This window comes from Streptomyces sp. JN8, from assembly GCF_055808075.1.
This window is the reverse complement of the sequence record NZ_CM147852.1, coordinates 5,742,042-5,763,264: the sequence shown is the minus strand read 5'-3', so window position 1 is coordinate 5,763,264 and position 21,223 is coordinate 5,742,042. Positions and strand designations below refer to the sequence as shown.

The window sequence follows — 21,223 nt, the reverse complement described above, 5'->3', positions numbered from 1 at the left end:
TATCGTGTGTGATCGTCGGGGCCCATCGGCGGGCTCCCGGCAGAAACCGAGGGACATTCATGCTTCGCGCACGCACGTTCGCGGCCGTCACCGCGGCCGCCGCTTCCGGCGTCCTGCTGCTGCCCACGCAGGCACAGGCCGCCGGTTCGGTCCACCTGTACAAGATCTACTACGACAGCCCGGGCACGGACCGTCGCTCGAACACGAGCCTCAACGCCGAGTACGTGCAGATACGCAACACGACCAGCGCGGCGGTCAACCTGCGCGGCTGGACGCTGACGGACGCGGCGAACCACAAGTACACGTTCGGCAACTTCGTCCTGGGCAAGGGCAAGATCGTGACGGTCCGCACGGGCCGCGGCACGAACTCGGCCGCGAACGTCTACCAGAACCGCGGCGCGTACGTCTGGAACAACGACCGCGACACGGCGACGCTGAAGAAGTCGAACGGCGCGCGGGTCGACACCTGCTCGTACAACTCGACGCGGGTCGACTACACGTGGTGCTGACCCGCCACGCGGGCTGACGCCACGGTGGTGACCGTCCGGATCACCGGGTGACCACCGAGGGGTACGCTCCGCGCAGGACGAGGAACGGCGGCCCCGGGGCACGGACCCCGGGGCCGCACGCGTACGCGGCCGCCCTACTTCGCCCCCGCCTCGGGCTCCCGCGCGGCGGGGACCGCGCGCGGCTGGACGTCGGCGGTGACCTGCCCGCCGAGGGTCATGACGTTGAGGGTCGCGGAGTTCTCGCTGGCGATGGCCTTCTCGACCCGGGCGACGAGCGTCGAGAAGGCGTCCCGCTTCGGCAGGTTGTGGTACGGCCCGACCTTGGTCTCGAAGTAGACCCGCTCGTGGCCGAGGAGTTGCTCGGTGGACCGGTAGTTCTTCCACTGCTCGCGGTACCGGTAGACGCTCTCCAGCGACACGGCGGCGACGACCACGACGCTCAGCACGGTGGCGGTCACGCGGGCGAAGGCCAGATCGAGGTTCACGAACACGGGCACGAGCGCACCGCCGACGACGGACACGGTCCGCATCCGCAGATGCATCGCCTTCATCCGGGTCGCCTTGGCGTCGTACCAGTCCTGGTACTGCGAGAGCCGCGTCTCGATGTACCGCTGTGGCGTCATCTCGCCACCCTGCACCCCGGGTTCGGGTGCGTCCCCCACCTCAGCCATACGCCGAGTACACCGGCCCCACCAGGTCCCCGTCAATTCCCGCCGCACCCACGGCACGTGGTCCGAATGGGGGGCAGGGAGCGGATCGAGTGGAGGAACGGGTACCCGGACCCGGAGCATGCTGCCAGGACCGTGCGGCACGAGACAGGGCCTACCCTGCCGAGGTCGAGATCGCGCGGGTGCCGACGCCCAGGACTGCGAAGGACGAGACCGATGCCCCACCCCGACCCCGCACGCGAGACCGCGCGACGTCCCGCCGGCAAACGACGCCCGGCACCCCGCACAACGCCGAACCCTTCAAGGGTGCGACCGGCCCGCCCCACGACCGCGAGGACGCGACCGTGAGCGGGTGGACCTGGCTGGCGATCTGGCTGGCGACCCCGTTCGTCCTGGCGGCCCTGTGGATCACGACGATCGAAATCACCCGAGCGATCACGCGCCACCGCAACGGAAGACGCGGGTGACGACGCGATTCTTGGGAGAGTCCTCAGGGCACGGCCGACGGACGCCCCGGATCAGCCACCGCGCGTCGACCTCGCTCAGCACCCGCACGTACCGCACAGGGACCTCGGTCGCACCGCTCCGGCGCGACAGGCCGACCCACGCAGGGCAGGTGGCCCCGACCGACGGCGCTGCGGGCTTCGACCGGACGGCATCGGCGGGCTCCACCACCGTCCGTTCCCACCGGCACGCCGCCGGGGCTCGCAGCACTCGATCACGAGCACGTCGATCTCACGTACGGCTCGGAACGACAGGGCCTAGTCTTCACTCTCATGAGAGCTATCCGAGGGGAGCGGACAGCGCCCAGCGATCGAGAGCTGCGACTGTGGAAGGTCGGCCGAGCCCTGACGGTCACCTTCGCTGCGGCAGTCCTGGCAGCCGGCAGCGTCTTGTACAGCCTGGTGTATCTGCTGGACTTCCAGGAGATCGACACTGGTGCGAAGCTCGACGCGAAGACGCTCTTCGAGGTGGTGAAGCTCTCCTTCGGAGTGGTCGCCGGCGCTGGTGCCCTTGTCGCGCTGGTCGTCGCCTACCGCCGGCAACGCGTAGACGAGGCCGGCGCCTACCGTGAAGCCACTCGACTCCACACTGAACGGTTCTCCCAGGCCGTCGACAAACTGGGCTCTGATTCCCCGGCCGTCCGCCTTGGAGGCGTCCACGCCCTGGCGGGCCTTGCCGACGACGCTCCGACGCGGGGACTGCGCCAGACCTGTATCGATGTCTTGTGCGCCTACCTCCGCCTCCCTTACATCGCCGAGTCCGACCTGCTCCATGGGGACACCGGCGCCTGGCACGAGTACGTTGCCCTGCGGGAGATCCGGCACACGATCATTCGCCTCGTCCGCGACCGCCTCCGGCTCCCTGCGGACGCCCCACACTCCTGGCAGGGTCACGACTTCGACTTCACAGGTGTGGCCTTCGACGGCGGCGACCTGACCGGCGCTGTGTTCTCCAGCGGGAAGGTGTCCTTCTACGGCGCTGCGTTCCACGGAAGGGTCTTCCTCAACGGGACGCGTTTCTGCGGCGCGGTGGTCTCCTTCACCGACGCGGGGTTCCACGGTGGTGAGATCTCCTTCGCCGACGCGCAATTCATCGACGGCGAGGTGTCCTTTGCCGGGGCGGGCTGGCACGGCGGCAAGGTCTCGTTCGCTGCGGCGCGCTTCTCCGGGGGCATGGTCCCCTTCACCGGCGCGGGGTTCCACGACACAGAGGTGAACTTCACTGACGCGCAGTTCATCGACGGGGAGGTGTCCTTCGTCGGGTCGGGCTGGCACGGCGGCAAGGTCTCGTTCGCTGCCGCCCGGCTCTCCGGGGGCATGGTCTCCTTCACCGACGCGGGGTTCCACGACACAGAGATCGTCAGCGGAGGCGTCTCCCTCGACGGCGCGGAGTTCTTCGACGGAAGGGACGGGACGCGCCCGATCTAGGAGGCAGCTCCTGGCCGTCATCAACGGATGACATCACGGCTTTGGCGCTCATCATTGCCGATGACGTCAGATGTGGACGTCAAAGGCCCCCAGTCAAGATCGACTGAGGGCCTTTGCGCTGGTGGGCGCGGACGGTTTCGAACCGCCGACATCTGCTTTGTAAGCCTGGTAGCGACGTCCCAACCGTCGTCGCAGCTCAGCCGACCTGCGTGCTACGCCGGCTGTCGAGGGGCGTAACCACCACGGTAGCCCTCCAGTGACCGTGACTGACCACTCGATCTGGCACGCATCTGGCACACACGGTCAGAACTCGATGCGCTGTCTCATGACGTCGTCAACATCTCCGTACCGCAGAACGACGGCCGCCGAAGGCCAGTTCCTTGTGCAAGTACTGGGTGTCCAGGTGTCCGACGGTTGCTCACCAGAGTTGGTCTGGGCCGTCCTCAGGCTCCGGGTGGTATCGCAGAGTCAGGCCAGTAGCGCCCCAGGACGCTGAAGGTCAGCCGCCAGAAGCTTCGAGCATCAGCTACCGATGCAGCAGGCCCTCAGCGCGTTTAGCCCTGACGAGGGGCCAACCGTGGCAACGGCATGGGCCTGACTGACCATCGAGGACTGCCACCAGGGAAGCTGGGCTGCCGTAGCTGAGACCTTCGCTGGAGGAACTAACCACCCGTAGCCCTTCGTCGCTGAGCCCTGCAACACTAGACTGCTCTGCATGTCTGAGTCTCCCACTCTTGAGAATCTCGAAGAGCAGTTGCGCGGAGAGCGTGGACGGGTCGATGTGGCTGTACACAACTTCTCCGTACGCGAATTGGTGCGAATGATCTTCGATGAGGAGCTAAACGCATCTCCGAGCTACCAGCGAAAGTTTCGCTGGACAGAGGACGATGAGTCCCTCTTCATCGAATCAGTTTTCCTGGGGCTCCCGATCCCGCCGATCTTCGTCGCCACAAACGTCGGATTTCAATGGGAAGTAGTCGACGGGCTTCAGCGACTTTCGACGCTCGCACATTTCCTGGCACGCGACTCCGATGAATCCCGACTCACCGAACGGGACGAGCCCCTGCGCCTACGGGGACTGGAAAAGCTCACCGAGCTCAACAAGTGCACCTTCTCCGATCTCCCCAAAAACTTGCAAGTCTATTTCGGCAGGCAACCTCTGCAGGTCATCTCCCTAACAGACAAGAGTGACCTCCAGGCGCGTTTCGACGTCTTTGAGAGGCTGAACCGTGGAGGAATTCAACTCACAGCCCAAGAGGTTCGAGCATGCGTCTATCGAGGGCGCTTCAATGAGTTCATCGAAGAACTCTCGAAGGATTATCGCCTCAACGATATCCTGAAGCTGCAAAAAACGCGTCAAGATGACGGGACACGAACGGAGCAAGTCCTTAAATTCTTTGCCTACAAGAATTACAAGGATGAGTTCGATGGGAAGGTAGAAACCTTCCTCAATAAATACATGCAGAAAGCGAACAAAGAGTTCGACTACGCCGTCGAGCGCAACATCTTCGACCAAGCGCTGGCAGCCCTGCACAGGGCATGCGATGGCGAGGCGTTTCTCCGCAAGCAGACCCCTGTCACCCCCCTCGTCCAGTTCGAAGCGTGCTTCGTCGCCGCAGGAGAGATGGTGCAGGAAGGCATCGCCTTTTCCGAGGTTGCTCCGGATTGGCTAGAGGATCCCGAGTTGCGGGCTTCGACGGGAGCAGGTACGAATACCCGCTCGATGCTACGCCGGCGCCTGAAGCGAGCCAAGGAACTGCTCAGTGGCGCCGCATGAAACGCTCGTAGCAGAGATACATGATCGGGCCGATAGGTTCTTGCGGAGAGTTGACGACCTAAAAAACTTCCTGGCATTAGTTACAGGAAGGTCCGCAGCAGAGAATCTTCAATGGGCAAGCGAGAGCCGCGATGCGAGAGCACTCGCCATTGTTTGCTCAATGGCGGAGCTCGAGTCGTTCACAAAGTACTTGATCCAGGAGACCCATTCCGCTCTAAATGCATCCAGCATTCAGGTAGGAGACTTGCGAGCTACGCTGCGGCAGCTCGCCGCCCACACCACCTTCGAAAGCCTTCGCGAGCTCAACGACCACGGGAAACTATGGGAACGCCGAAGATACGCAACAACCTTGGACGCATGCGCCGAACCGGCAGAATTCCCCATCAATAGAAAGCAAGCTCAGCCTCCTCTCGACGGAAAAACACTGAAACCCGAGCATTTCAATCGACTCTGGGAGATATACGGCTTGCCTGGCGTTTCATTCCCCGTCGCATCTTGGGGGGCATCACTGCAAAAGATGGCGATGCTCAGAAACGACGTCGCCCACGGGAACATTGCCTACACTGAGATTTTTCAACAGGCAGGTGTCTCCATCCCTGATGTTGAGAGGTACGTCGACGATATCGTCGAATTCCTGATCCATCTAGTTGACTCCTGGAGTCAATACCTCAACGCGAGGGGATATCTGAAGTCGCCATAGGGTCAACGGTGGGGAGACGGACAACAAAGCGCGGCGATCAGCCCAGGCGACCTCACTGTCATCCTGTCTGCCGTCGACCCACCGCCCACCGGAACTGCCTCTGTGCACCGACGTTGACATCATCAGCGTATGTCAGATCACGGGTTCGGAATCTGCTCGTCAGCCGCCCTGCGTGGCCGTGTAATGACTTCCGCGGCACGTCTGTCAGCTGCATGCTTTTGTTCGATGGAGGCCCGCAGCTCCTCAGGGGTCGGCCATGGCGCACGCCGGTGGATCATGCGGTGACAGTTGGCACATATGAGGGCGAGATCGCTGAGCTTGGTCCGACCCTCGCCCGCTTCGTGCAACGGCACGACGTGATGGCACTCGATGTACCCAGCACCGCGGTCGCCGTAGACCTGCTCGAAGTCGAACCCACACGCTTCACACGCCAGCCGCCCACCGCGCTGAGTTACAGAAGCGATCTTCTTCTTCCGCAGGCTCTTGTTCCGCTCGCGGGCCTGGTGCCGACGCATGAGGAGCCGTCCCTCGGGAGCGCTGTAGTCGTCGAACTCCTCGTCCTCGGTCGGCGCAAGGCTCTGCAGCTCGCCGGTCACGATGCCCTGCCGAATGAGTCGAGCGGCCTCGGTCATCTCGTCGGGCCGGGCAAGGAAATCCATCAGCACCGCAACGTCGAGGGCGCCGCCGTTGGTGGGCTTGCCCTGGTACTCCGGGTGTCGCGTGGCGATGTCGAACGTCTTGCGCGCCACTCCGTTCGGGTTGCGGAACTTCTCGTTGCGCTCCGCCTCGGCGTGGATGGGAAGCAGTTGGAGCAGGCCTGACAGCTCGACCACCCTGGCGTCCTGAGCGTCCAGCCCCTTCCAGCCGTTCTCCATCACAAGCTGACAGGCAAGAATGATCTCGTCCCGGGCCCAGTCAGGATTCTTGACGGATTTGACCTGGAAGCCTGCCCGTTTCAGCCACGCCGCGGCGTGCTCCTTGCCTCCGCTGAACTCATCAGGTCTGAGAGCTCGCCCCTGATCCCACTGGTGCGCCACGCCGGCTATGGCTTTGGAGTCGTACTCCCGCCCCTCGTGCACCACAACGTACGAGCGAGCCTCGCCGAAGCCGTACTTCGCCAGGAACGCAGCCTGTCCCAACTCGTCGTACTCCGCGATGGCCTTGAGCACGGATCCCTGTGTGATCGCTCCTCTGTGCATGGCGGCAGCGTACGGCCCACCACTGACGGCCACCTGCCACCCGACGCAACCGATGCCGGACACCGTGCGCCTCGTCATGCGCCGTATGCCCTCTTGCGCGGCTCGCACCCAGCCTGCACGGTTTCGTTGAATGCTGCTCGGCACTCAGGTGCCACAAGGGGGAAGGGCGGTAGGCCATGGCAACCGTGACAGGGTGGGCCGAGAAGTCCTTCGGCGACGCCGCAGGACCCTTGGCCGACCTAATCCCCGCCAGCTTGGTTCGAGCCCATGCCCGAGCCCGTAACGGCCACGAGGGAGTACAGACCCAGACCCTGGAGGCATACGGACACGGCTTGTACGCCGCACAGTACGAGGAACTGGAAGTGGGCCTCGCCTCACTCCCCGCGGCCACGCCCGTGCGCTTACAGGGACGAACGCTCGTGATCCTTGGCGACCATGTGATCTATCCGCTCCGCTACGCGAAGAAAGACGTCCCCGTCACGGCGGCACGACTGCGACGCGCCACGGGCTTCCGAGCCGACCTGATACGCCGGCACGGCCCCGAGCCCATGCAACAAGCCTTCGACTTGGGCCTCGACGGGTTGGACGAGCAAGAGCCCCATCCCGACCTCACCCTGCTGTCAGAAGACGTCAAGCTCGTGCTCGTCGCCTACGCCTGCTCCATGACTCAGGGCGTCATGCGCATCGAGTGGGGCTCCGCCGAACTGCGCCGCGAGGACCGTTACCTCATCTGGCACCACCACGAGCCACTTCACCTACCGCCGTGACAAGAAACACCCCCTCTTGCCTGATCCCCCCGGAGGGGTGCTACGCCCTTGGCCAGCGCCTCAACTCGATGAACTATGTACCCCTCAAGCCTTAACCGACGCCACCATCAAGCCCAGACAGATATTGAAACAAAGCTTCGACTTCCGCGGTTTCCAGCACCCCCATTTCGATATACTCGCTGAAAATTGAAATCGTGAGATCGATAGGCTGCCCTTCTTCGTCCAGAAAGGCATGCTGATCCTGGATTCCGCAGACCTTAAACTCCTCTGCGCCCTGCGCGTTGAAGTTGCAAAGGGGGCAGTAGAAGAACTTATCGAAACTACCCGAGGGTGATCCCGCGCCAATGAAAGGCAGGTTACTTATCAAGTGCCCGGTGCATCTGCATGCCGGACACTCTGTAGGCGAGTGGAAGCTGTACTGGCCGCATTGCCAATGGATTCCATACCCACCGAGCCCTTCTTTTGCGGTCGCTGCATCACTGTAGATGATCGAGACCGCTTCTTCGGGGACATCTCGTAGCCTTTCCCTGAGCCGAAAACGGGCCCGTTCGATCCTCCTAGCCACTTCCCTTTCGGAAACTCCCAAGGCGCTACTTTCGGTGATCTCTACAATCCCGACCCATTCACCCCAGTACTCCTCCCGCTCCTTGCCGAGGTAAGACAATAGCGCATTGGTCGCTCTAGTCATGACAGCCAGGCCATCAAAAGAGCTGTCCACGCTGGCATCAAGGTGGGCTATTCCGTTGCGCAATTCTATAAGCTCATCCAGGTCGGGATCTTGCTGCGGTATAGCACCCATTGATCGGAGTCTAGCCAATGCTTGCGCGGCTCCAACCGTTCTAACTTTCGGAGTTTCTCGAACTCCGGCTAGGTGCAATAGAGTGTCATCCTTCCCCTTCATTTCCATGAGAAGGAATGGAGTCTTCTTGGAAAGAGTAGACTTGGCGAGCCTTTCGATGCTCACTCCGGCATGAAGGAGGAAGACATCTTGGTTATCGTTTGAATGGGCCTCCATGGCAGAATGGGCGAATTTGCGAGCACCCCAGTACAGGCTTTGGTGAGAAAGAAAGTCGCTCATGGGAGGGAATTTATCCTAGACTGCTCCTCCTGTGGAGCTATTTGCGCACCTCGAGCGGGGCGCGGCCTACGAAAACGCAACCACCCGCAACTCCCATCCCGTCTGCCGTCGACCCACACACCGTGGAGCAGGCGCGGTGCCGGGCGTCCAGGTGGAGCGCCCAACTGGACGAACGACCTGGACGCCCGGTGCCGTGTCTGCTCGGCTCTGCCTGGGTCGACGGCAGACGGGATGGGAGCCCCCACCGCCACAACCCACCGGCCGGCACCCGCCCACGGGCCCCTCCCATCCCGGAGCCCGAGCGCCCCCGCCGGAGGCATCGTCTTGACCCGCACCCGCGTACCGCCCCGGCCGCGTCGTGGGTTCGCCACCCATCAACCCAAGCTGTCAGGCGTGCGGACGGCGGCCGGGCTGGAGCGGGGCGCAGACAGGAGCGCAGGCCCGGGCGCCGGGCCGCGCGCGCCGCGCCGTGCGCGGCGGGTGCCTTGATGAAGTAGGGAAACTCTTACCGCGCTGGCCTCAGAGGGCGATCGGCCTGTAGGTCATGGCTCGGTCGACGACTTTCTCCGGGGTCGGGTGGGGGTCGGAGCTCCAGAAGACGTAGTCGCTGATGTGGGGGCAGGCCAGGCCCTGTTGCAGCGCGGTCAGGATCTCGGAGGACTGCTCCTCGGGTGTCTCCGGGTCCATCAGGCGCTCGACCAGGAGGATCGCTTCTTCGCGGGGCATCCGCCGCAGTGGCTGTGTGGTCACTGCGGCGTGATCAGGTGGCGGCCGTCGTGGCTGCGGACGTGGGGGCCCTTGTCGTCCAGGGCGTCGAGGAGGCGGATCGCGTAGACCTCGGTCATGCGGGCGGTGATCTCTTCCGGGGTGAGCCACTCGACCGCGGTCGACTCGGCGGAGGTTCGTTCCTCGCCGCCGGCGGGCTTGCAGCGGAAGACCAGGGCGACGACGCCTCGGGTGGTGTTCTTGTAGACGCCGGTCAGCTCTTCCACCTCTACCCGAATGCCTGTCTCCTCCCAGACCTCGCGGGTCACGCCGGCTTCGGGGGACTCCGTGAGTTCGAGGATGCCGCCCGGGAGTTCCCAGGTGCCGTTGTCGGCTCGGCGGATCGCCAGGAGGCGGCCGTCCTCGCGTACGACTGCGCCCGCGACGGACACGGAGTGCAGTGGCGTTGACGTCGTCTTCTGGGCGCTGTTACTCATGTACAGGAGCATAGGAGAGTGAAGAGGACTATGGGTACGACTGCAGGGGGTGGCAGGGCGGTACCCCGGTACGTCCAGATCGCCGACGAGATCGTGGAGCAGATCCGGGCCGGCGTTCTCAAGCCTGGGGACCTGGTGCCGAGCGAGTCCGAGCTTGTCGAGCGGTACGGCGTCGCCGGCGGGACCATTCGCAAGGCCATGGTCGAGGTGCGGGCCAGTGGGCTCGTGGAGACGCGGCACGGGAAGGGCTCGATCGTGAAGGACCGGCCGCCTGTGCGGCTGCGGTCGTCGGATCGGTTCCGGGCGTCCCATCGGCGGGGTGGGAAGGCTGCTTACCTGGCCGAGTCGGCTCAGTCCGGGGCCACGGCCAAGGTGAGCGTGCTGTTCATCGGGCCCATGGAGGCTTCCGAGGAGATCGCCGGGCGGCTCGGGGTCGAGCCCGGGGCTCAGGTGCTGGCCCGGCGGCGGTTGTACTTCCGGAACGGGACGCCCGTCGAGACCGCCTCGTCGTACCTGCCGTGGGATGTTGTTAAGGACATCCCTGAGCTGTTCTCCGAGAACCCTGGTCCCGGGGGGATCTACGCCCGGCTTGAGGGCGACGGGCACGTCTTCGAGGAGTTCGTGGAGACGCTCCAGGCCCGGCCGGCGTCGAAGGCCGAAGCGTCCGAGCTGGCGTTGAGTCCTGGTGCTCCTGTCGTTCACCTGTTGCGGAACGCCGTCACCAAGGCTGGGCGGGTGGTCGAGGTCTGCGACACCCTCATGGCCGCTGACCAGTTCGTCTTCGAGTACCGGATCCCCGCCGCGGACTGACGCGCGGTCAACTCCTCTCAACCCGCTCGGACTTCTTCGTCCAGGCGGGTTGACTCATGTATAGGAGTGATGCACTCTTCTTCATGTCACTCATATACATGAGTGGAGGAGTTCAGGACGTCTAGAGGAGTGATCTTCGTGCGTCAGATTCCCGTCGACACCTCCGCCGCCACCGTGATGGTGGCCCAGCCCCCGCAGCCCAAGGTGAAGGACCGCCGTACCGGCGAGCGCGCCATGGACGCCGAGACCGGGGCCGCGCTGTCGACCGTGGACGTCATGTTCGCGGCCAACGGCGAGGTGGAGATCCTGAGCGTGACCGTCCCGGAGACGGGCGTCTCGGCCGACCTGGTCATGGGGACCCCCGTGGCGATCACGGGGCTCATCGCCCGGCCGTGGGAGAGCGAGTTCAACGGGCAGCGGCGGCACGGCATCGCCTTCCGGGCCGTGGCCGTCACCTCGCTCGCCGCCGGCGCCTCGATGCCGAAGGCCGCCTGATCATGCGGTGGCTGATCGCCGCTGTGGTGCTGGTCGCCGTCCTCGCGGGTCTCCTGCGGTGGCGGCGGCCCGCCTGGTACTGGCTCTCCTTCGGCGTCACGTTCGCCACCTGCCGGGTCCTCGGCCGGTACCGGGCGGTCATGGATGCCTGCGGGCTCACCGTTCCGCCGCCCCGCTGGCGTCTCGCCATCGCCCGGATGGCGAACCGGCCCGTCACCGAACCGCGGGCGCCGCGCATCCTGCGGCTTCGGCCCACCCGTACCGGGCTCGTCTTACGGCTGGGGCTCCGGCCCGGACAGGACGCCTTCGACGTGGCGGCCTCGTGCGACCGGCTCCGGCACTCGTTCGGCATGTTCGGGGTCACCTCGCGGGAGATCCGCTCCGGCCTCGTCGAACTGCGGATGACCGGATACGACGTGCTCCGGCGGGTTCAGATGCCGGCGCGGGCCGAACGCTCGACCATGCGGGTACCGGTCGCCCTCCGAGAGGACGGGGACGTCCACTACCGCGACTACCGGACCACCCCGCACGCCCTCACCATCGGCGCCACCAAGTCGGGGAAGTCGGTGTACCAGCGGAATCTGGTGGCCGAACTCGCCTCTCAGGAAGTCGCCTTGGTGGGGATCGACTGCAAGCAGGGGGTGGAGCTGTTCCCTCTAGCCCGGCGGTTCTCCGCGCTGGCCGACAACCCCGACACCGCCGCCGACCTGCTCGATGCCCTCATCTCCCACATGGAGGACGTCTACCAACTCATCCGCGCCGAACAGCGCATCACCGCCGACACCCCGGACGCCGACATCGCCGCCGACATCTGGGACCTCCCCGACCACCTCCGCCCCGTTCCCATCGTCCTCCTCGTGGACGAGGTCGCCGAACTCGCGCTCTTCGCCACGAAGGACGAGGAGAAGCGGCGCGACCGGATCATCACCGCCCTCGCCCGGCTCGCCCAGCTCGGCCGCGCCGCCGGCATCTACCTGGAGATCTGCGGGCAGCGCTTCGGCTCCGAACTCGGCAAGGGCATCACCATGCTCCGCGCCCAGCTCAGCGTCCGTACCGCTCACCGCGTCAACGACGAGACCAGCGCCAACATGGCCTTCGGCGACATCGCGCCGGACGCCGTCCTCGCCACCGTCCAGATTCCTGTCTCCGCTCCCGGCCTCGCCATCACCGGCGACGCGTCGGGCGGCTGGTCCCGCATCCGGACGCCCCACACCTCGCTCCGCGCCGCGGTGGACGCCTGCAACAAGCACGCCCACCTGACCCCGGACCTGCCCGCGCTCGACGCGTTCCGGCCGGTCCTCGCCTCGCCCGCCGTGCCCGTGGCCATCCCGGCCCCGGCGGCCCCGGCTACTTCCTGAGGCTTCCCGCTCTCCTGGCCGGCGCGGCCTCCTCGCGCCACGTCCCTACCCCCGCCATGCCCGAAACGCCCACCAAGGAGGTGCCGTCATGACCAGCAAGCTCCGCGTCGACGCCGTGCTGGTCCAAGCCCTGATCGCAGGGGCGCTGTCCTTCGCCCACCTGCACGACCTGGCCGCCGCTGCCGGGCAGACCGGATGGAAGGCGTGGGCCTACCCCGTCTCCGTCGACCTCCTCCTGGTCGCCGCCTGGCGCCGGCTCCGCGCGGACGGCTCGTCCCGCCTCGCCTGGTGCTGGTTCCTGGTCTCGCTCTTCGCCTCGCTCGGCGCCAACGTCGCCACCGCCGGCTTCCTCGACCTCGCCGACCCGCCCGCCTGGCTGCGCTTCGGCGTCGCCGGATGGCCCGCGGTCGCCTTCCTCGGGGGAACGCTCCTCGCCCACTCCGCGCCTGCTCCGACCCCTGTCCCGGCCGTCAAGCCGGAGCCTACGGAGCCGGAGTACGTACCCGAGCCGGAGGACAGCGGGGACGCCGGGCCCATGGCTCAGCCGGACATCGAGCCGGTAGACGTGTCCGCCCTTCCCGCCCCGGCGCCCGAGCCTGCTCCCGCCGTCCCGGCCGCGCTCGTCGAGCACGCCCGCAAGGTCGCCGCCGACCACCACGCCCGTACCGGCGCCCCCATCGACACCGACACCCTCCGCGCCCGCCTCGGCGTTCCCGGACCCATGGCCAGCGCCATCGCCGCCCAACTCGCCTGAACCGGAAGGAGAACGGCATGTCCGCCCGCGACCACTTCCACTCCCTGATGCGCATCGGTCCCGTGCAGATCGGCACCCACCGCGACCGCCATGGACGCACCAAGTACGCGGCCGTCTGCACCGCCGACCGCTGCGGCTGGTCCGCCGACTACTCCAGCTCCTCGGCCGCCCAGCTCGCCGCCCGCACCCACCGCTGCCGCCCCACCGACTGATCGGAGATCGTCCGTGGACGTCCCGCTCTGGTTCACCCTCCTCGTCGTCGGCGCCCTCGGCATCAAGCTGATCCGCCCGCCCTGGTGGCTCGTCGCCGTGCTCCTCCTCGGCGGCTTCCTCCTCGCCGACAGCCTCTTGGCCCCCGTCATCGACGCCGCCGTCTCCGAGTGACCCGACCTGTACGGATCCGACCTGCCCGGAAAGGAGAACCACCCATGCTCCGCCCCAAGATCCCCACCATGCCGACCCCGGTCGGCGTCACTGCGCCGCCCGCCGTCGTCCAGCTGACCGCCGTGGAGCCCGCGCCGCAGCCCATGGCCCCGGCCGCAGCCCCGGTCGTCCCGACCACCCGGCCCACCTTCCAGTTCACCCCCGGCAGCGTCCTCGCCGTCGTCGGCGCCGGCACCGCCGTGGTCCTGGTCGTCGGCACGGTCCTGGTCTCGATGCTGCTCGCGACCGCCGTCACCGCGGCCTCGGTCGCCGTCTGCGCGGTCGTCGTCCGCTCGCTGCTCAACGGCCAGCGCCGACAGCGCTAGTCGTCGAGCTCGAAGCCCGATGCCTCGGCGCGGGCGATGATGTCGCGGACTGCCTCAGGGCTCGTGATGACGGATTCAAGGGTCGTCTTGAGTCGTGCGAGGGCGCTCGGACTTCCGACCGCGCAGAACATGCCAGCCTCGCTGTCGAAGTCGAGGTCCTCGGCGATGTCCGGCCAGGCGAACTGCACGAGACCTTCCCAGAAGTACCCGTTCGGCTCGTGTCCGGCGGCAGCTACGGCGTCATCGGCAGCCAAGCCGCCAGCGTTCAAGGTCAGCGAGTGCTCGCCGTCGAAGTCGTGCAGGTTGATCGTCACGGCGTGATCCTCGCACCGCCCTCTGACAGGGCTGCCGATCTCGCGGGCCACCTCATCCAGTCCCGCTCCATGCCGGTCCGGTGAGCATCTCCGGACCCCGCACCTGTCAGCTTCCGGGCGGCTCAACCGCCAAAGTCTCCGCCGCCCGGAAGCCCTGCCCCTACCCAGCTCGCAGAACCAGAAGGAAGCACTCCATGATGACCGTCCCAGCTGCCTCGTCAGCGGGATTCGACACCGCCACCCTGCACGACGTCCTCCGCGTGGCCGCGAACCCCGACTTCGACCGCTGGAAGGACCAGGTGCACCGCACCGGCGGCTGCTCCGACCCCGTCCACCTCACCGGCTGGTCCCTCGCCAAGGACCGGACGTCCGGCGAGACCCTCCGCCGGTACTCGACGGAGACCGAGCCCGGCGGACGCCTCCGCGTCGCCTGCGGCAACCGCCGGTCCTCCCGCTGCCCCTCCTGCGCCCACACCTACGCTGGGGACACGTACCACCTGATCCGCGCCGGCCTCGCCGGTGACGAGACCAAGGCCATCCCCACGACCGTCCGCGACCACCCCCGCGTGTTCGCGACGCTCACCGCCCCGTCCTTCGGCCCTGTCCACAACCGACCCGACCGGGGTACCTGCCGCTGCGGCATCCAGCACCGGGACGACGACCCCGCCCTGGGCACGGCCCTTGACCCCGACTCGTACGACTACGCCGGCACCGTCCTCTTCAACAACCACGCCGGACAGCTCTGGCAGCGCTTCACCAATCGCCTCCGCCGCGAACTGGCCGCCCGCGCCGGGCTCACGCAGCGCGCAATGAAGGACGTCCTGCGGGTCTCGTACGGGAAGGTAGCCGAGTTCCAGAAGCGCGGTGCCATCCACTTCCACGCCGTCATCCGGCTCGACGGACCGGACGGGCCCGGCAGCGCCCCGCCCTCCTGGGCCACCGTGCGGCTGCTGGACGACGCGATCCGGGCCGCCGCCGCGCACCCGTACACCACCGTCACCGTCCCGGCCGCCGGGGACCAGCCGCGCCGGCGGTTCCAGTGGGGACACCAGCTCGACATCCGCCCGGTCAAGGCGTTCGGGGACGGCTCCGACATCACCGAACAGGCCGTGGCCGCGTACGTCGCCAAGTACGCCACCAAGGCCGCCGAGACGACTGGCAGCCTCGACCGCCGGATCGGCAACCGGGAGGTGCTCGACCTCCTCGGCGTCCCCGATCACCCCCGCCGCCTCATCGAAGCCTGCCTGGACCTGGCACCGCTCTACCCGGACCGGAAGCTCACCGCCTGGGCCCACATGCTCGGCTTCCGCGGCCACTTCTCCACCAAGTCCCGCCACTACTCGACCACCCTCGGCGCCCTTCGCCAGATCCGCGCCGACTACCGCGCCGCCCAGGAAGATCACGCCGACGCGGACACCGTGCTCGTCCTCGCCTCCTGGCAGTACGCGGGCCACGGCCACTCCCCCGGCGAGGCCGCCCTCGCCGCCACGATCGCCCGGGACATCCACCTCAATCGCGACACCGCCCGCGCCGCCCTACGCGACCAACTCGCCCTGGAAGGAGCAACCGCATGACCGACCGACTGCTGACCGTGGGCCAGGCCGCCGAACTCCTTGGCACCACCGAGAGGTTTCCGCGTCGGCTCATCGCCGAGCGCCGGATCGTCTTCGTCAAGGTGGGGCGGCATGTCCGCATTCCTGAGCGGGCCCTGGAGGAATTCGTCGTCGCCCACACCGTCCAGCCGATCACCACTCGTCGCCGATTCGCGGCGGTGGACTGATGGCAAACAGCAAAGGCAAGCGTCGCCGCTTCGGTGCGGTACGCAAGCTGCCCTCGGGGCGGTTCCAGGCTCGCTATCAAGGGCCTGACGGGATAACTCGATCGGCCCCCGAGACGTTCGCCTCGCAGACCGATGCCGATCGGTGGCTCGTCCGCAAGGAAGCGGAGATCATCGACGGCAAATGGAAGAACCCTGACGACAAGGTTCTGTTCGGGGTCTACGCCGACGCCTGGTTCAAAGAGCGCGACTACGCGGCGACCACCCGCGAACGCAACGGCAGCGCGTTGCGCCTCCACGTCCTGCCGACCTTCGCGGACGTGGTCCTGAGCGAGATCACCACACCCCAGATCCGTCGCTGGCGTGCTGGCCTCCTGGAGTCCGGTGTCGGTGAGCCGACGGTCGCCAAGGCGTACCAGATCCTCCGCGCCATCATGAACACCGCGGTCGACGACGAGCTGATCCAGCGCAACCCCTGCCGCATCAAGGGCGCCGGAGCAGCCAAGGCGGCCGAGCGGCCGTTCCTCGACGTCACCGAGGTCTTCCAGCTCGCCGACGCCGTGTCGGCGCGCTTCCGGGTGCTCATCCTGCTGGCGGCCTTCACCGGTCTCCGCTTCGGAGAGCTCGCCGCGCTTCAGCGCCATGACGTCGACCTCGACCGGCGGACCGTCGCCGTACGGCGTTCGCTGGCCGAGACCCGTACCGACGGCATCCTGGTCAAGACGCCCAAGAGCGCGGCCGGTGTGCGCACCGTCGCCTTCCCGGCCTCGCTGGCGGAGAGCCTGGCCACTCATCTCGCCGTCTATGCCCAGCCGGGTCGGACCGGGCTGGTCTTCACCGGAGCCCGCGGCGGGCAGCTGCGCCGGAACAACTTCCGCCGGCTGTGGCTGCGGGCTCTGAAAGACACCGGCCTCGGAGACGTCCACTTCCACGATCTGCGCCACACCGGGAACACCCTCGCCGCGACCGGCGGCGCCACGACGCGTGAGCTGATGCAGCGGATGGGGCACTCGTCGGTGCGGGCCGCGCTGATCTATCAGCACCTGGTGAACGGGCGTGACCACGCCATCGCCGCCCACGTCGACGAGCAGATCAGGAAGGTCCGGCCGGCCCAGTCCGGCGACGACCCATCTGGCACGTAACTGGCACGACGCCTCTCCCCCGCCCCCGCGGCCGGGGAACGAACAAGGCCCAGATCCCCGGTTCAGTACCGGTGACCTGGGCCTTTGTCGTGCTACCTGCTGGTGGGCGCGGACGGTTTCGAACCGCCGACATCTGCTTTGTAAGAGCAGCGCTCTACCCCTGAGCTACGCACCCGTGGAAGAGGCAACAGCCTACATGGCGGACCGGTGGGTGCTGCAAACCGATACCCGGGCTGGGGGTAGCCCCACCCCCCGGGCGGTGGGTCGCCGGATCGTGGGCGGGGGTGGCGGCGTTCTACGGTCGTCGGACTGTCCTTCCTCGTCTCCGGTTGCTGTGGGGGTCTCGGCGTCATGGGTGCTGTTCGTCGTCCGTTGCGGGTCCTGGTCGCCTCCGGCGGGGCGCTCGTCGCCGTCCTCGCCCTCGCCGGGTGCGGCTCGGCCGATGTCGGGGACGCGCCCGTGGAGCGGAAGTCCTTCGCCTTCGGCGGCGGCGCGCTCACCGTCGACTCCGACGACTCCGAGCTCGTGATCACCCCCGCCGACATCGACGACGTGCGCGTCGAGCGGCAGGTCGACGGGTGGGTGTTCATGGGGTCGGGGCCCGACCCCGAGTGGAAGCTCGTCGACGGGAGGCTGACCCTGCGCCTCGGCTGCCACGGCGTCAGCTCCGACTGCGACGCCGTCCACCGCATCCGGGTCCCCCGCGACGTCGCCGTCACCGTCGAGAACGACAACGGCCGCGTCACCGCCGACGGCTTCGCCACCCCCCTGAAGGTGCGCTCCGACAACGGGGACGTCCGCGTCCGCGAGGCCCGCGGCGCGCTCGACCTCGGCACCGACAACGGGGACGTCTCCGTCGACACCGGTACCACCGCGCCCCAGGTCCTCGCCCGGTCCGACAACGGCGACGTCCGCATCACCCTGGGCACCGCCCCCCGCCGCGTCGACGTCGTCACCGACAACGGCGACGTCCACCTCTCCGTCCCCACCGCCGAGTACGCGGTGACCGGCGCCAGCGACAACGGCGACGTCCGCATCGACGTCCCCCGCCGCGACACCAGCGAGCGCTCCCTCGCCGTCCGCAGCGACAACGGCGACGTCTCCGTCCTCACGGCGAACTGACCGGCCCGTGTGTTCGTCCTTACCGGGTGGGAGAATGAACCGGACCGGGCACGGCGGACACAGCACGGGAGAGGTACGTGGCGAGCGACGCGAGGGGGGCGAGCGACGTCCGACGTCGTGACGCGCCGAACCGGGGGCAGATCCGATCCGCGACCGGCCCCGGGCCGGGAGTCTCCGGGCTCCGGCTCGCGCTCGCCCTCCCGGTGCTCCTCGGCGCCCTGCTGCCGCACGCCTTCGCCGGCGGCGGCACCCGCCGCTGGTTCGGCGGACGCGGCGAGAGCCAGCGCGCCGAGGCCCAGGCCGCCAAGGACGCCGCCGCGGCCGCCTTCTACGAGCTCGACACCGCCCAGCGCGGGCTCCGCATCTCCATCGAGACCATCACCGCCGTCGACAGCTCCCCCGAGACCCGCCGCGCCGTCGAGGGCTTCGAGGCCCTCGGTCGCCGCATCGACGAGGTCAGCCACGGCTACATCAGCGCCGTCGACGCCCACGACCTCGACCGCGACGAGCTCGACGCCGCGACCGCCACCCGGGCCCGCGCCGAGCTGACGCGCGCCAAGGGGGAGCTCGACCGCGTCAAGGGCGAGCTCGACCGGTTCGAGGCCGCCCTCGAACCGCTCCTCGGGCGGGCCGAGGTCCAGCTCGCCCGCCTCGCCCCCGCCGTCGAGCGGGCCCGGCAGGCCCTGCGCGGCGCGAGCGACGCCCTCGACTCCGTACGGGCGAGCGGACTGCGCGCCGACGACCTCGCCGCCCGGCTCGCCGCCCTCGGCCCCGACCTCACCCGGCTCAACGAGGGCGCCGGACGGCACGGCGTCCCCGAGACCCTCCAGCGCGCCGACACGGTGCTGCGCGACGCCGAGGCCGTACGGGCCGAGGCCGAGCGGCTGCCCGAGCGGGCCGCCGAGATCGACCGGCGCCTCGTCTCCCTCCGCACCCGCACCGAGGCGCTCACCACCCGCACGGGTGGCGTCGAGCCCGTCCTCTCGGAGCTGCGCCGGCGCTTCACCGCGCCTTGCTGGCAGGACCTCCAACACGTGCCCGAGCAGGCCGCCGACACGCTCCGGCAGGCCGGGGAGCGGCTCGCGGAGGCCGGGAAGGCGCGGACGGAGCAGCGCTGGCCGGACGCCACCTCCCTGCTCTCCACCGTCCGCGCGCTCCTCGACTCCACCGACGAGGCCGTCTCGGCCGCCGGCGACCGGCTGCGGCGTCTGGAGGCCGTCGCCAAGGACCCCGGGGCCGAGATCGACCGCGCCCGCTTCGCGGTCCGAGACGCCCAGCGCCTCGCCATGGCCGGGCGCAGCACCCCCGACCCCCGTCACGCCCGCCCCCTCGACGAGGCCGTCTCCCGCATCGACCGGGCGGTCGCCGGTCTGGAGGGCCGGCACCCCGACTACTGGCACTTCCTGACCGAGCTGGAGGGCGTCCGGAACACGGCCGCCCACGTCGTCGGGCAGATCCGCGAGGACCGGGGCGCCGGCGGTCACTGAGCCCGCCCCGGCAGTCCGCCGCCCCGGCGACGACCCGCGGCCCGGTCCGGTCCGCCGCCCCGGCGATGACCCGCGGCCCGGTCCGGTCCTCTGCCCCCCGGCGATGACCCGCGGCCCGGGTCCGGTCCTCTGCCCCCGGCGACGACCCGCGGCCCCGGTCCAGCCCCCTGCCCCAGCTCGATGACCCGTGGCCCGGTCCGGTCCCCTGCCCCCGGCTCCTCGCAGGCTCTAGCCTGTCCCCATGCCTCGTTACGAATTCCGCTGCCGGACCTGCGGCGACACCTTTGAGCTCAGCCGGCCCATGGCCGAGTCCTCCGACCCGGCGTCCTGCCCCGCCGGGCACGACGACACCGTGAAGCTGCTCTCGGCCGTGGCCGTCGGCGGCTCGGCCTCCGCCTCCCCCGCGCCGAGCGGTGGCGGGGGCGGCGGCTGCTGCGGCGGCGGTTGCTGCGGCTGATCCCGCGCCCCCGCCCGGGCCGGTCGAGGACGCGGTCGCCGTCAGACGGCGGCGGCCGCCCGGAAGCGGCGCAGGATCTCCTCCCCCGCCGCGACCCCGCGTTCCGCGAGGACATCGAGGTGGGGGGCCGTCCAGTCGCTGTCGGCCAGTTCGCCGTGGCCCGGGCGCCACGCCCGGTCCGCGGCGAGCAGCAGGTCCGCGTCGAGCAGCGAGTCCCCGGCGGCCAGGGTGAGCGACGCGCCGGTGCGGCGCGCGACCTCGCGGACCGCCGCGCTCTTGGTCAGCGGCTTCGGCACCGCGTACACCTTGCGGCCCTGGAGCGAGACCGTCCAGCCCCGCTCCCCCGCCCAGGCGCCGAAGCGCTCCAGCCAGTCCTCGGGCAGCCGCTCCCGCTCCACGACGAGGTAGGCGAACAGGTCCTCCGCGACGCGGTGCTTGCGCACCCAGGACAGGTCCGTGGTCGCGGTGAGGTAGGCCCGGACCTCGGAGAGCGGCGCGCACTCCTCGGCGAGCCTGCGCAGCACGGAGGCATGCCAGTCGGCGTCGGTGACGCCGTCGACGAGGATGTGCCCGCCGTTGGCGCAGATCGCGTACTTCGGTTCCCTGCCCGGGAGTTGGATGCGCTGGTACTGCTTGCGCGTCCGTGTGGTGGTGGGCACGAAGACGGCCTCGGCGGTGAGCCGCTCCAGCAGTCCGGCCGCCTCCTCGGTCATGTACGAGAGCGGCTTGGACTCGTGGACCTCGACGCAGAGCAGCCGCGGCGCCTGGGCGTCGGGCATGCCGAGCGCGAGCGCCGCGGAGGAGTAGATCAGGGTGCGGTCGAGGTCGCTCGCGACCAGGACCGGGGCGACCGCGGCCGGGGCCTGCGCCGCGGCCGCCGTCTGCGCCGGGAGCGGCACCGGGGCCGGAGCCGGGACGGAGGCGTGG

At 68.4% G+C, this 21,223-nt stretch carries 25 protein-coding genes and 1 tRNA gene; 18 read left to right on the top strand and 8 right to left on the bottom strand.

The window, feature by feature from the left end:
* Positions 1 to 59 precede the first annotated feature (59 nt).
* On the top strand, positions 60 to 509 hold the full coding sequence (locus ACY0MR_RS25375) for a lamin tail domain-containing protein (protein ID WP_361850531.1): 450 nt from the start codon (positions 60 to 62) through the stop codon (positions 507 to 509).
* A gap of 134 nt (positions 510 to 643) precedes the next feature.
* Here ACY0MR_RS25375 and ACY0MR_RS25370 read toward each other — a convergent pair whose 3' ends face one another.
* Positions 644 to 1,132, bottom strand: a complete 489-nt coding sequence (locus ACY0MR_RS25370) for a DUF4231 domain-containing protein (RefSeq protein ID WP_388799259.1) — start codon at positions 1,130 to 1,132, stop codon at positions 644 to 646.
* A gap of 821 nt (positions 1,133 to 1,953) precedes the next feature.
* Here ACY0MR_RS25370 and ACY0MR_RS25365 point away from each other — a divergent pair.
* The 3 genes from ACY0MR_RS25365 (at position 1,954) to ACY0MR_RS25355 (ending at position 5,585) form a co-directional block, all read left to right on the top strand.
* Positions 1,954 to 3,108: a pentapeptide repeat-containing protein gene (locus tag ACY0MR_RS25365; protein WP_473555544.1), complete on the top strand. Its 1,155-nt coding sequence runs from the start codon at positions 1,954 to 1,956 to the stop codon at positions 3,106 to 3,108.
* 715 nt (positions 3,109 to 3,823) lie between these two features.
* A complete protein-coding gene (locus tag ACY0MR_RS25360) occupies positions 3,824 to 4,885 on the top strand; it encodes a GmrSD restriction endonuclease domain-containing protein (protein ID WP_473555542.1) in 1,062 nt (353 codons plus the stop codon).
* Positions 4,872 to 5,585 (top strand): HEPN domain-containing protein, encoded by a 714-nt coding sequence (locus ACY0MR_RS25355; protein ID WP_473555539.1) that lies wholly within the window; start codon positions 4,872 to 4,874, stop codon positions 5,583 to 5,585. Before ACY0MR_RS25360 ends, ACY0MR_RS25355 begins: the two co-directional genes overlap by 14 nt.
* Before the next feature lie 137 nt (positions 5,586 to 5,722).
* Here ACY0MR_RS25355 and ACY0MR_RS25350 read toward each other — a convergent pair whose 3' ends face one another.
* On the bottom strand, positions 5,723 to 6,784 hold the full coding sequence (locus tag ACY0MR_RS25350; RefSeq protein WP_473555537.1) for an HNH endonuclease: 1,062 nt from the start codon (positions 6,782 to 6,784) through the stop codon (positions 5,723 to 5,725).
* A 332-nt stretch (positions 6,785 to 7,116) separates the two neighbouring features.
* Here ACY0MR_RS25350 and ACY0MR_RS25345 point away from each other — a divergent pair, with 332 nt between their 5' ends.
* On the top strand, positions 7,117 to 7,551 hold the full coding sequence (locus tag ACY0MR_RS25345; RefSeq protein WP_473555534.1) for a hypothetical protein: 435 nt from the start codon (positions 7,117 to 7,119) through the stop codon (positions 7,549 to 7,551).
* Between the two features lie 91 nt (positions 7,552 to 7,642).
* Here the strand turns inward: ACY0MR_RS25345 and ACY0MR_RS25340 are convergent, their stop codons facing one another.
* The 3 genes from ACY0MR_RS25340 to ACY0MR_RS25330 all read right to left on the bottom strand — a co-directional run bounded on the left by ACY0MR_RS25340 (position 7,643) and on the right by ACY0MR_RS25330 (position 9,843).
* Positions 7,643 to 8,629: a hypothetical protein gene (locus ACY0MR_RS25340; protein WP_473555532.1), complete on the bottom strand. Its 987-nt coding sequence runs from the start codon at positions 8,627 to 8,629 to the stop codon at positions 7,643 to 7,645.
* Positions 8,630 to 9,148: 519 nt separating this feature from the next.
* A complete protein-coding gene (locus tag ACY0MR_RS25335) occupies positions 9,149 to 9,355 on the bottom strand; it encodes an e9imm peptide (RefSeq protein ID WP_473555529.1) in 207 nt (68 codons plus the stop codon).
* A gap of 20 nt (positions 9,356 to 9,375) precedes the next feature.
* Positions 9,376 to 9,843, bottom strand: coding sequence for an NUDIX hydrolase (locus ACY0MR_RS25330; protein WP_473555527.1), 468 nt, complete (start codon positions 9,841 to 9,843; stop codon positions 9,376 to 9,378).
* An 18-nt stretch (positions 9,844 to 9,861) separates the two neighbouring features.
* On the opposite strand from ACY0MR_RS25330, the gene ACY0MR_RS25325 reads away from it, so the two are divergent.
* The 7 genes from ACY0MR_RS25325 (at position 9,862) to ACY0MR_RS25295 (ending at position 13,997) form a co-directional block, all read left to right on the top strand.
* The gene (locus ACY0MR_RS25325; protein ID WP_365073503.1) at positions 9,862 to 10,641 is read left to right on the top strand and encodes a GntR family transcriptional regulator; all 780 of its coding nucleotides are present in this window, start codon (positions 9,862 to 9,864) and stop codon (positions 10,639 to 10,641) included.
* A gap of 138 nt (positions 10,642 to 10,779) precedes the next feature.
* Positions 10,780 to 11,136, top strand: coding sequence for an SCO3933 family regulatory protein (locus ACY0MR_RS25320; RefSeq protein WP_403313155.1), 357 nt, complete (start codon positions 10,780 to 10,782; stop codon positions 11,134 to 11,136).
* A gap of 2 nt (positions 11,137 to 11,138) precedes the next feature.
* Positions 11,139 to 12,494, top strand: a complete 1,356-nt coding sequence (locus tag ACY0MR_RS25315) for an FtsK/SpoIIIE domain-containing protein (RefSeq protein WP_473555524.1) — start codon at positions 11,139 to 11,141, stop codon at positions 12,492 to 12,494.
* Positions 12,495 to 12,582: 88 nt separating this feature from the next.
* A complete protein-coding gene (locus tag ACY0MR_RS25310) occupies positions 12,583 to 13,248 on the top strand; it encodes a DUF2637 domain-containing protein (RefSeq protein WP_473555522.1) in 666 nt (221 codons plus the stop codon).
* A gap of 17 nt (positions 13,249 to 13,265) precedes the next feature.
* Positions 13,266 to 13,460, top strand: coding sequence for a mobile element transfer protein (locus ACY0MR_RS25305; RefSeq protein WP_043231506.1), 195 nt, complete (start codon positions 13,266 to 13,268; stop codon positions 13,458 to 13,460).
* 13 nt (positions 13,461 to 13,473) lie between these two features.
* A complete protein-coding gene (locus tag ACY0MR_RS25300; RefSeq protein ID WP_107063396.1) occupies positions 13,474 to 13,632 on the top strand; it encodes a hypothetical protein in 159 nt (52 codons plus the stop codon).
* 44 nt (positions 13,633 to 13,676) lie between these two features.
* Entirely contained in the window at positions 13,677 to 13,997 is a 321-nt protein-coding gene (locus tag ACY0MR_RS25295; protein WP_473555519.1) for a SpdD-like protein, read from the top strand.
* Here the strand turns inward: ACY0MR_RS25295 and ACY0MR_RS25290 are convergent.
* Positions 13,994 to 14,311 (bottom strand): Imm51 family immunity protein, encoded by a 318-nt coding sequence (locus ACY0MR_RS25290; RefSeq protein ID WP_473555517.1) that lies wholly within the window; start codon positions 14,309 to 14,311, stop codon positions 13,994 to 13,996. The genes ACY0MR_RS25295 and ACY0MR_RS25290 overlap by 4 nt on opposite strands.
* Before the next feature lie 194 nt (positions 14,312 to 14,505).
* On the opposite strand from ACY0MR_RS25290, the gene repSA reads away from it, so the two are divergent.
* Genes repSA through ACY0MR_RS25275 form a run of 3 tightly spaced genes read left to right on the top strand, consistent with a single transcriptional unit; the run spans position 14,506 to position 17,230 of the window.
* Positions 14,506 to 15,885 carry a replication initiator protein RepSA gene (repSA, locus tag ACY0MR_RS25285; RefSeq protein WP_473555515.1) on the top strand — a complete coding sequence of 460 codons (1,380 nt, stop codon included), beginning with the start codon at positions 14,506 to 14,508 and terminating at the stop codon, positions 15,883 to 15,885.
* Complete coding sequence (locus ACY0MR_RS25280) at positions 15,882 to 16,091, top strand: excisionase family DNA-binding protein (protein WP_473555512.1); 210 nt, start codon at positions 15,882 to 15,884, stop codon at positions 16,089 to 16,091. Before repSA ends, ACY0MR_RS25280 begins: the two co-directional genes overlap by 4 nt.
* The gene (locus ACY0MR_RS25275; RefSeq protein WP_473555510.1) at positions 16,091 to 17,230 is read left to right on the top strand and encodes a tyrosine-type recombinase/integrase; all 1,140 of its coding nucleotides are present in this window, start codon (positions 16,091 to 16,093) and stop codon (positions 17,228 to 17,230) included. Before ACY0MR_RS25280 ends, ACY0MR_RS25275 begins: the two co-directional genes overlap by 1 nt.
* Before the next feature lie 100 nt (positions 17,231 to 17,330).
* Here the strand turns inward: ACY0MR_RS25275 and ACY0MR_RS25270 are convergent.
* Positions 17,331 to 17,405, bottom strand: a tRNA-Val gene (locus tag ACY0MR_RS25270).
* Positions 17,406 to 17,581: 176 nt separating this feature from the next.
* Between ACY0MR_RS25270 and ACY0MR_RS25265 the strand changes: the two genes are divergently transcribed.
* The 3 genes from ACY0MR_RS25265 to ACY0MR_RS25255 all read left to right on the top strand — a co-directional run bounded on the left by ACY0MR_RS25265 (position 17,582) and on the right by ACY0MR_RS25255 (position 20,296).
* On the top strand, positions 17,582 to 18,352 hold the full coding sequence (locus tag ACY0MR_RS25265; RefSeq protein WP_473555507.1) for a DUF4097 family beta strand repeat-containing protein: 771 nt from the start codon (positions 17,582 to 17,584) through the stop codon (positions 18,350 to 18,352).
* 140 nt (positions 18,353 to 18,492) lie between these two features.
* On the top strand, positions 18,493 to 19,839 hold the full coding sequence (locus ACY0MR_RS25260) for a hypothetical protein (RefSeq protein ID WP_473561883.1): 1,347 nt from the start codon (positions 18,493 to 18,495) through the stop codon (positions 19,837 to 19,839).
* A gap of 241 nt (positions 19,840 to 20,080) precedes the next feature.
* A complete protein-coding gene (locus ACY0MR_RS25255; protein ID WP_148004269.1) occupies positions 20,081 to 20,296 on the top strand; it encodes an FmdB family zinc ribbon protein in 216 nt (71 codons plus the stop codon).
* A 41-nt stretch (positions 20,297 to 20,337) separates the two neighbouring features.
* Here ACY0MR_RS25255 and ACY0MR_RS25250 read toward each other — a convergent pair whose 3' ends face one another.
* Positions 20,338 to 21,195, bottom strand: coding sequence for an HAD family hydrolase (locus ACY0MR_RS25250; protein ID WP_388799705.1), 858 nt, complete (start codon positions 21,193 to 21,195; stop codon positions 20,338 to 20,340).
* Positions 21,196 to 21,223: the final 28 nt, after the last annotated feature.

Excerpts from the sequence above, each read along its gene's own strand:
- ACY0MR_RS25375 (WP_361850531.1), top strand. The coding sequence starts at position 60 with ATGCTTCGCGCACGCACGTTCGCGGCCGTCACCGCGGCCGCCGCTTCC.
- ACY0MR_RS25370 (WP_388799259.1), bottom strand. The coding sequence starts at position 1,132 with ATGACGCCACAGCGGTACATCGAGACGCGGCTCTCGCAGTACCAGGAC.
- ACY0MR_RS25365 (WP_473555544.1), top strand. The coding sequence starts at position 1,954 with ATGAGAGCTATCCGAGGGGAGCGGACAGCGCCCAGCGATCGAGAGCTG.
- ACY0MR_RS25360 (WP_473555542.1), top strand. The coding sequence starts at position 3,824 with ATGTCTGAGTCTCCCACTCTTGAGAATCTCGAAGAGCAGTTGCGCGGA.
- ACY0MR_RS25350 (WP_473555537.1), bottom strand. The coding sequence starts at position 6,784 with ATGCACAGAGGAGCGATCACACAGGGATCCGTGCTCAAGGCCATCGCG.
- ACY0MR_RS25340 (WP_473555532.1), bottom strand. The coding sequence starts at position 8,629 with ATGAGCGACTTTCTTTCTCACCAAAGCCTGTACTGGGGTGCTCGCAAA.
- ACY0MR_RS25335 (WP_473555529.1), bottom strand. The coding sequence starts at position 9,355 with ATGCCCCGCGAAGAAGCGATCCTCCTGGTCGAGCGCCTGATGGACCCG.
- ACY0MR_RS25330 (WP_473555527.1), bottom strand. The coding sequence starts at position 9,843 with ATGCTCCTGTACATGAGTAACAGCGCCCAGAAGACGACGTCAACGCCA.
- ACY0MR_RS25325 (WP_365073503.1), top strand. The coding sequence starts at position 9,862 with ATGGGTACGACTGCAGGGGGTGGCAGGGCGGTACCCCGGTACGTCCAG.
- ACY0MR_RS25315 (WP_473555524.1), top strand. The coding sequence starts at position 11,139 with ATGCGGTGGCTGATCGCCGCTGTGGTGCTGGTCGCCGTCCTCGCGGGT.
- ACY0MR_RS25310 (WP_473555522.1), top strand. The coding sequence starts at position 12,583 with ATGACCAGCAAGCTCCGCGTCGACGCCGTGCTGGTCCAAGCCCTGATC.
- ACY0MR_RS25305 (WP_043231506.1), top strand. The coding sequence starts at position 13,266 with ATGTCCGCCCGCGACCACTTCCACTCCCTGATGCGCATCGGTCCCGTG.
- ACY0MR_RS25295 (WP_473555519.1), top strand. The coding sequence starts at position 13,677 with ATGCTCCGCCCCAAGATCCCCACCATGCCGACCCCGGTCGGCGTCACT.
- repSA (WP_473555515.1), top strand. The coding sequence starts at position 14,506 with ATGATGACCGTCCCAGCTGCCTCGTCAGCGGGATTCGACACCGCCACC.
- ACY0MR_RS25280 (WP_473555512.1), top strand. The coding sequence starts at position 15,882 with ATGACCGACCGACTGCTGACCGTGGGCCAGGCCGCCGAACTCCTTGGC.
- ACY0MR_RS25275 (WP_473555510.1), top strand. The coding sequence starts at position 16,091 with ATGGCAAACAGCAAAGGCAAGCGTCGCCGCTTCGGTGCGGTACGCAAG.
- ACY0MR_RS25265 (WP_473555507.1), top strand. The coding sequence starts at position 17,582 with ATGGGTGCTGTTCGTCGTCCGTTGCGGGTCCTGGTCGCCTCCGGCGGG.
- ACY0MR_RS25255 (WP_148004269.1), top strand. The coding sequence starts at position 20,081 with ATGCCTCGTTACGAATTCCGCTGCCGGACCTGCGGCGACACCTTTGAG.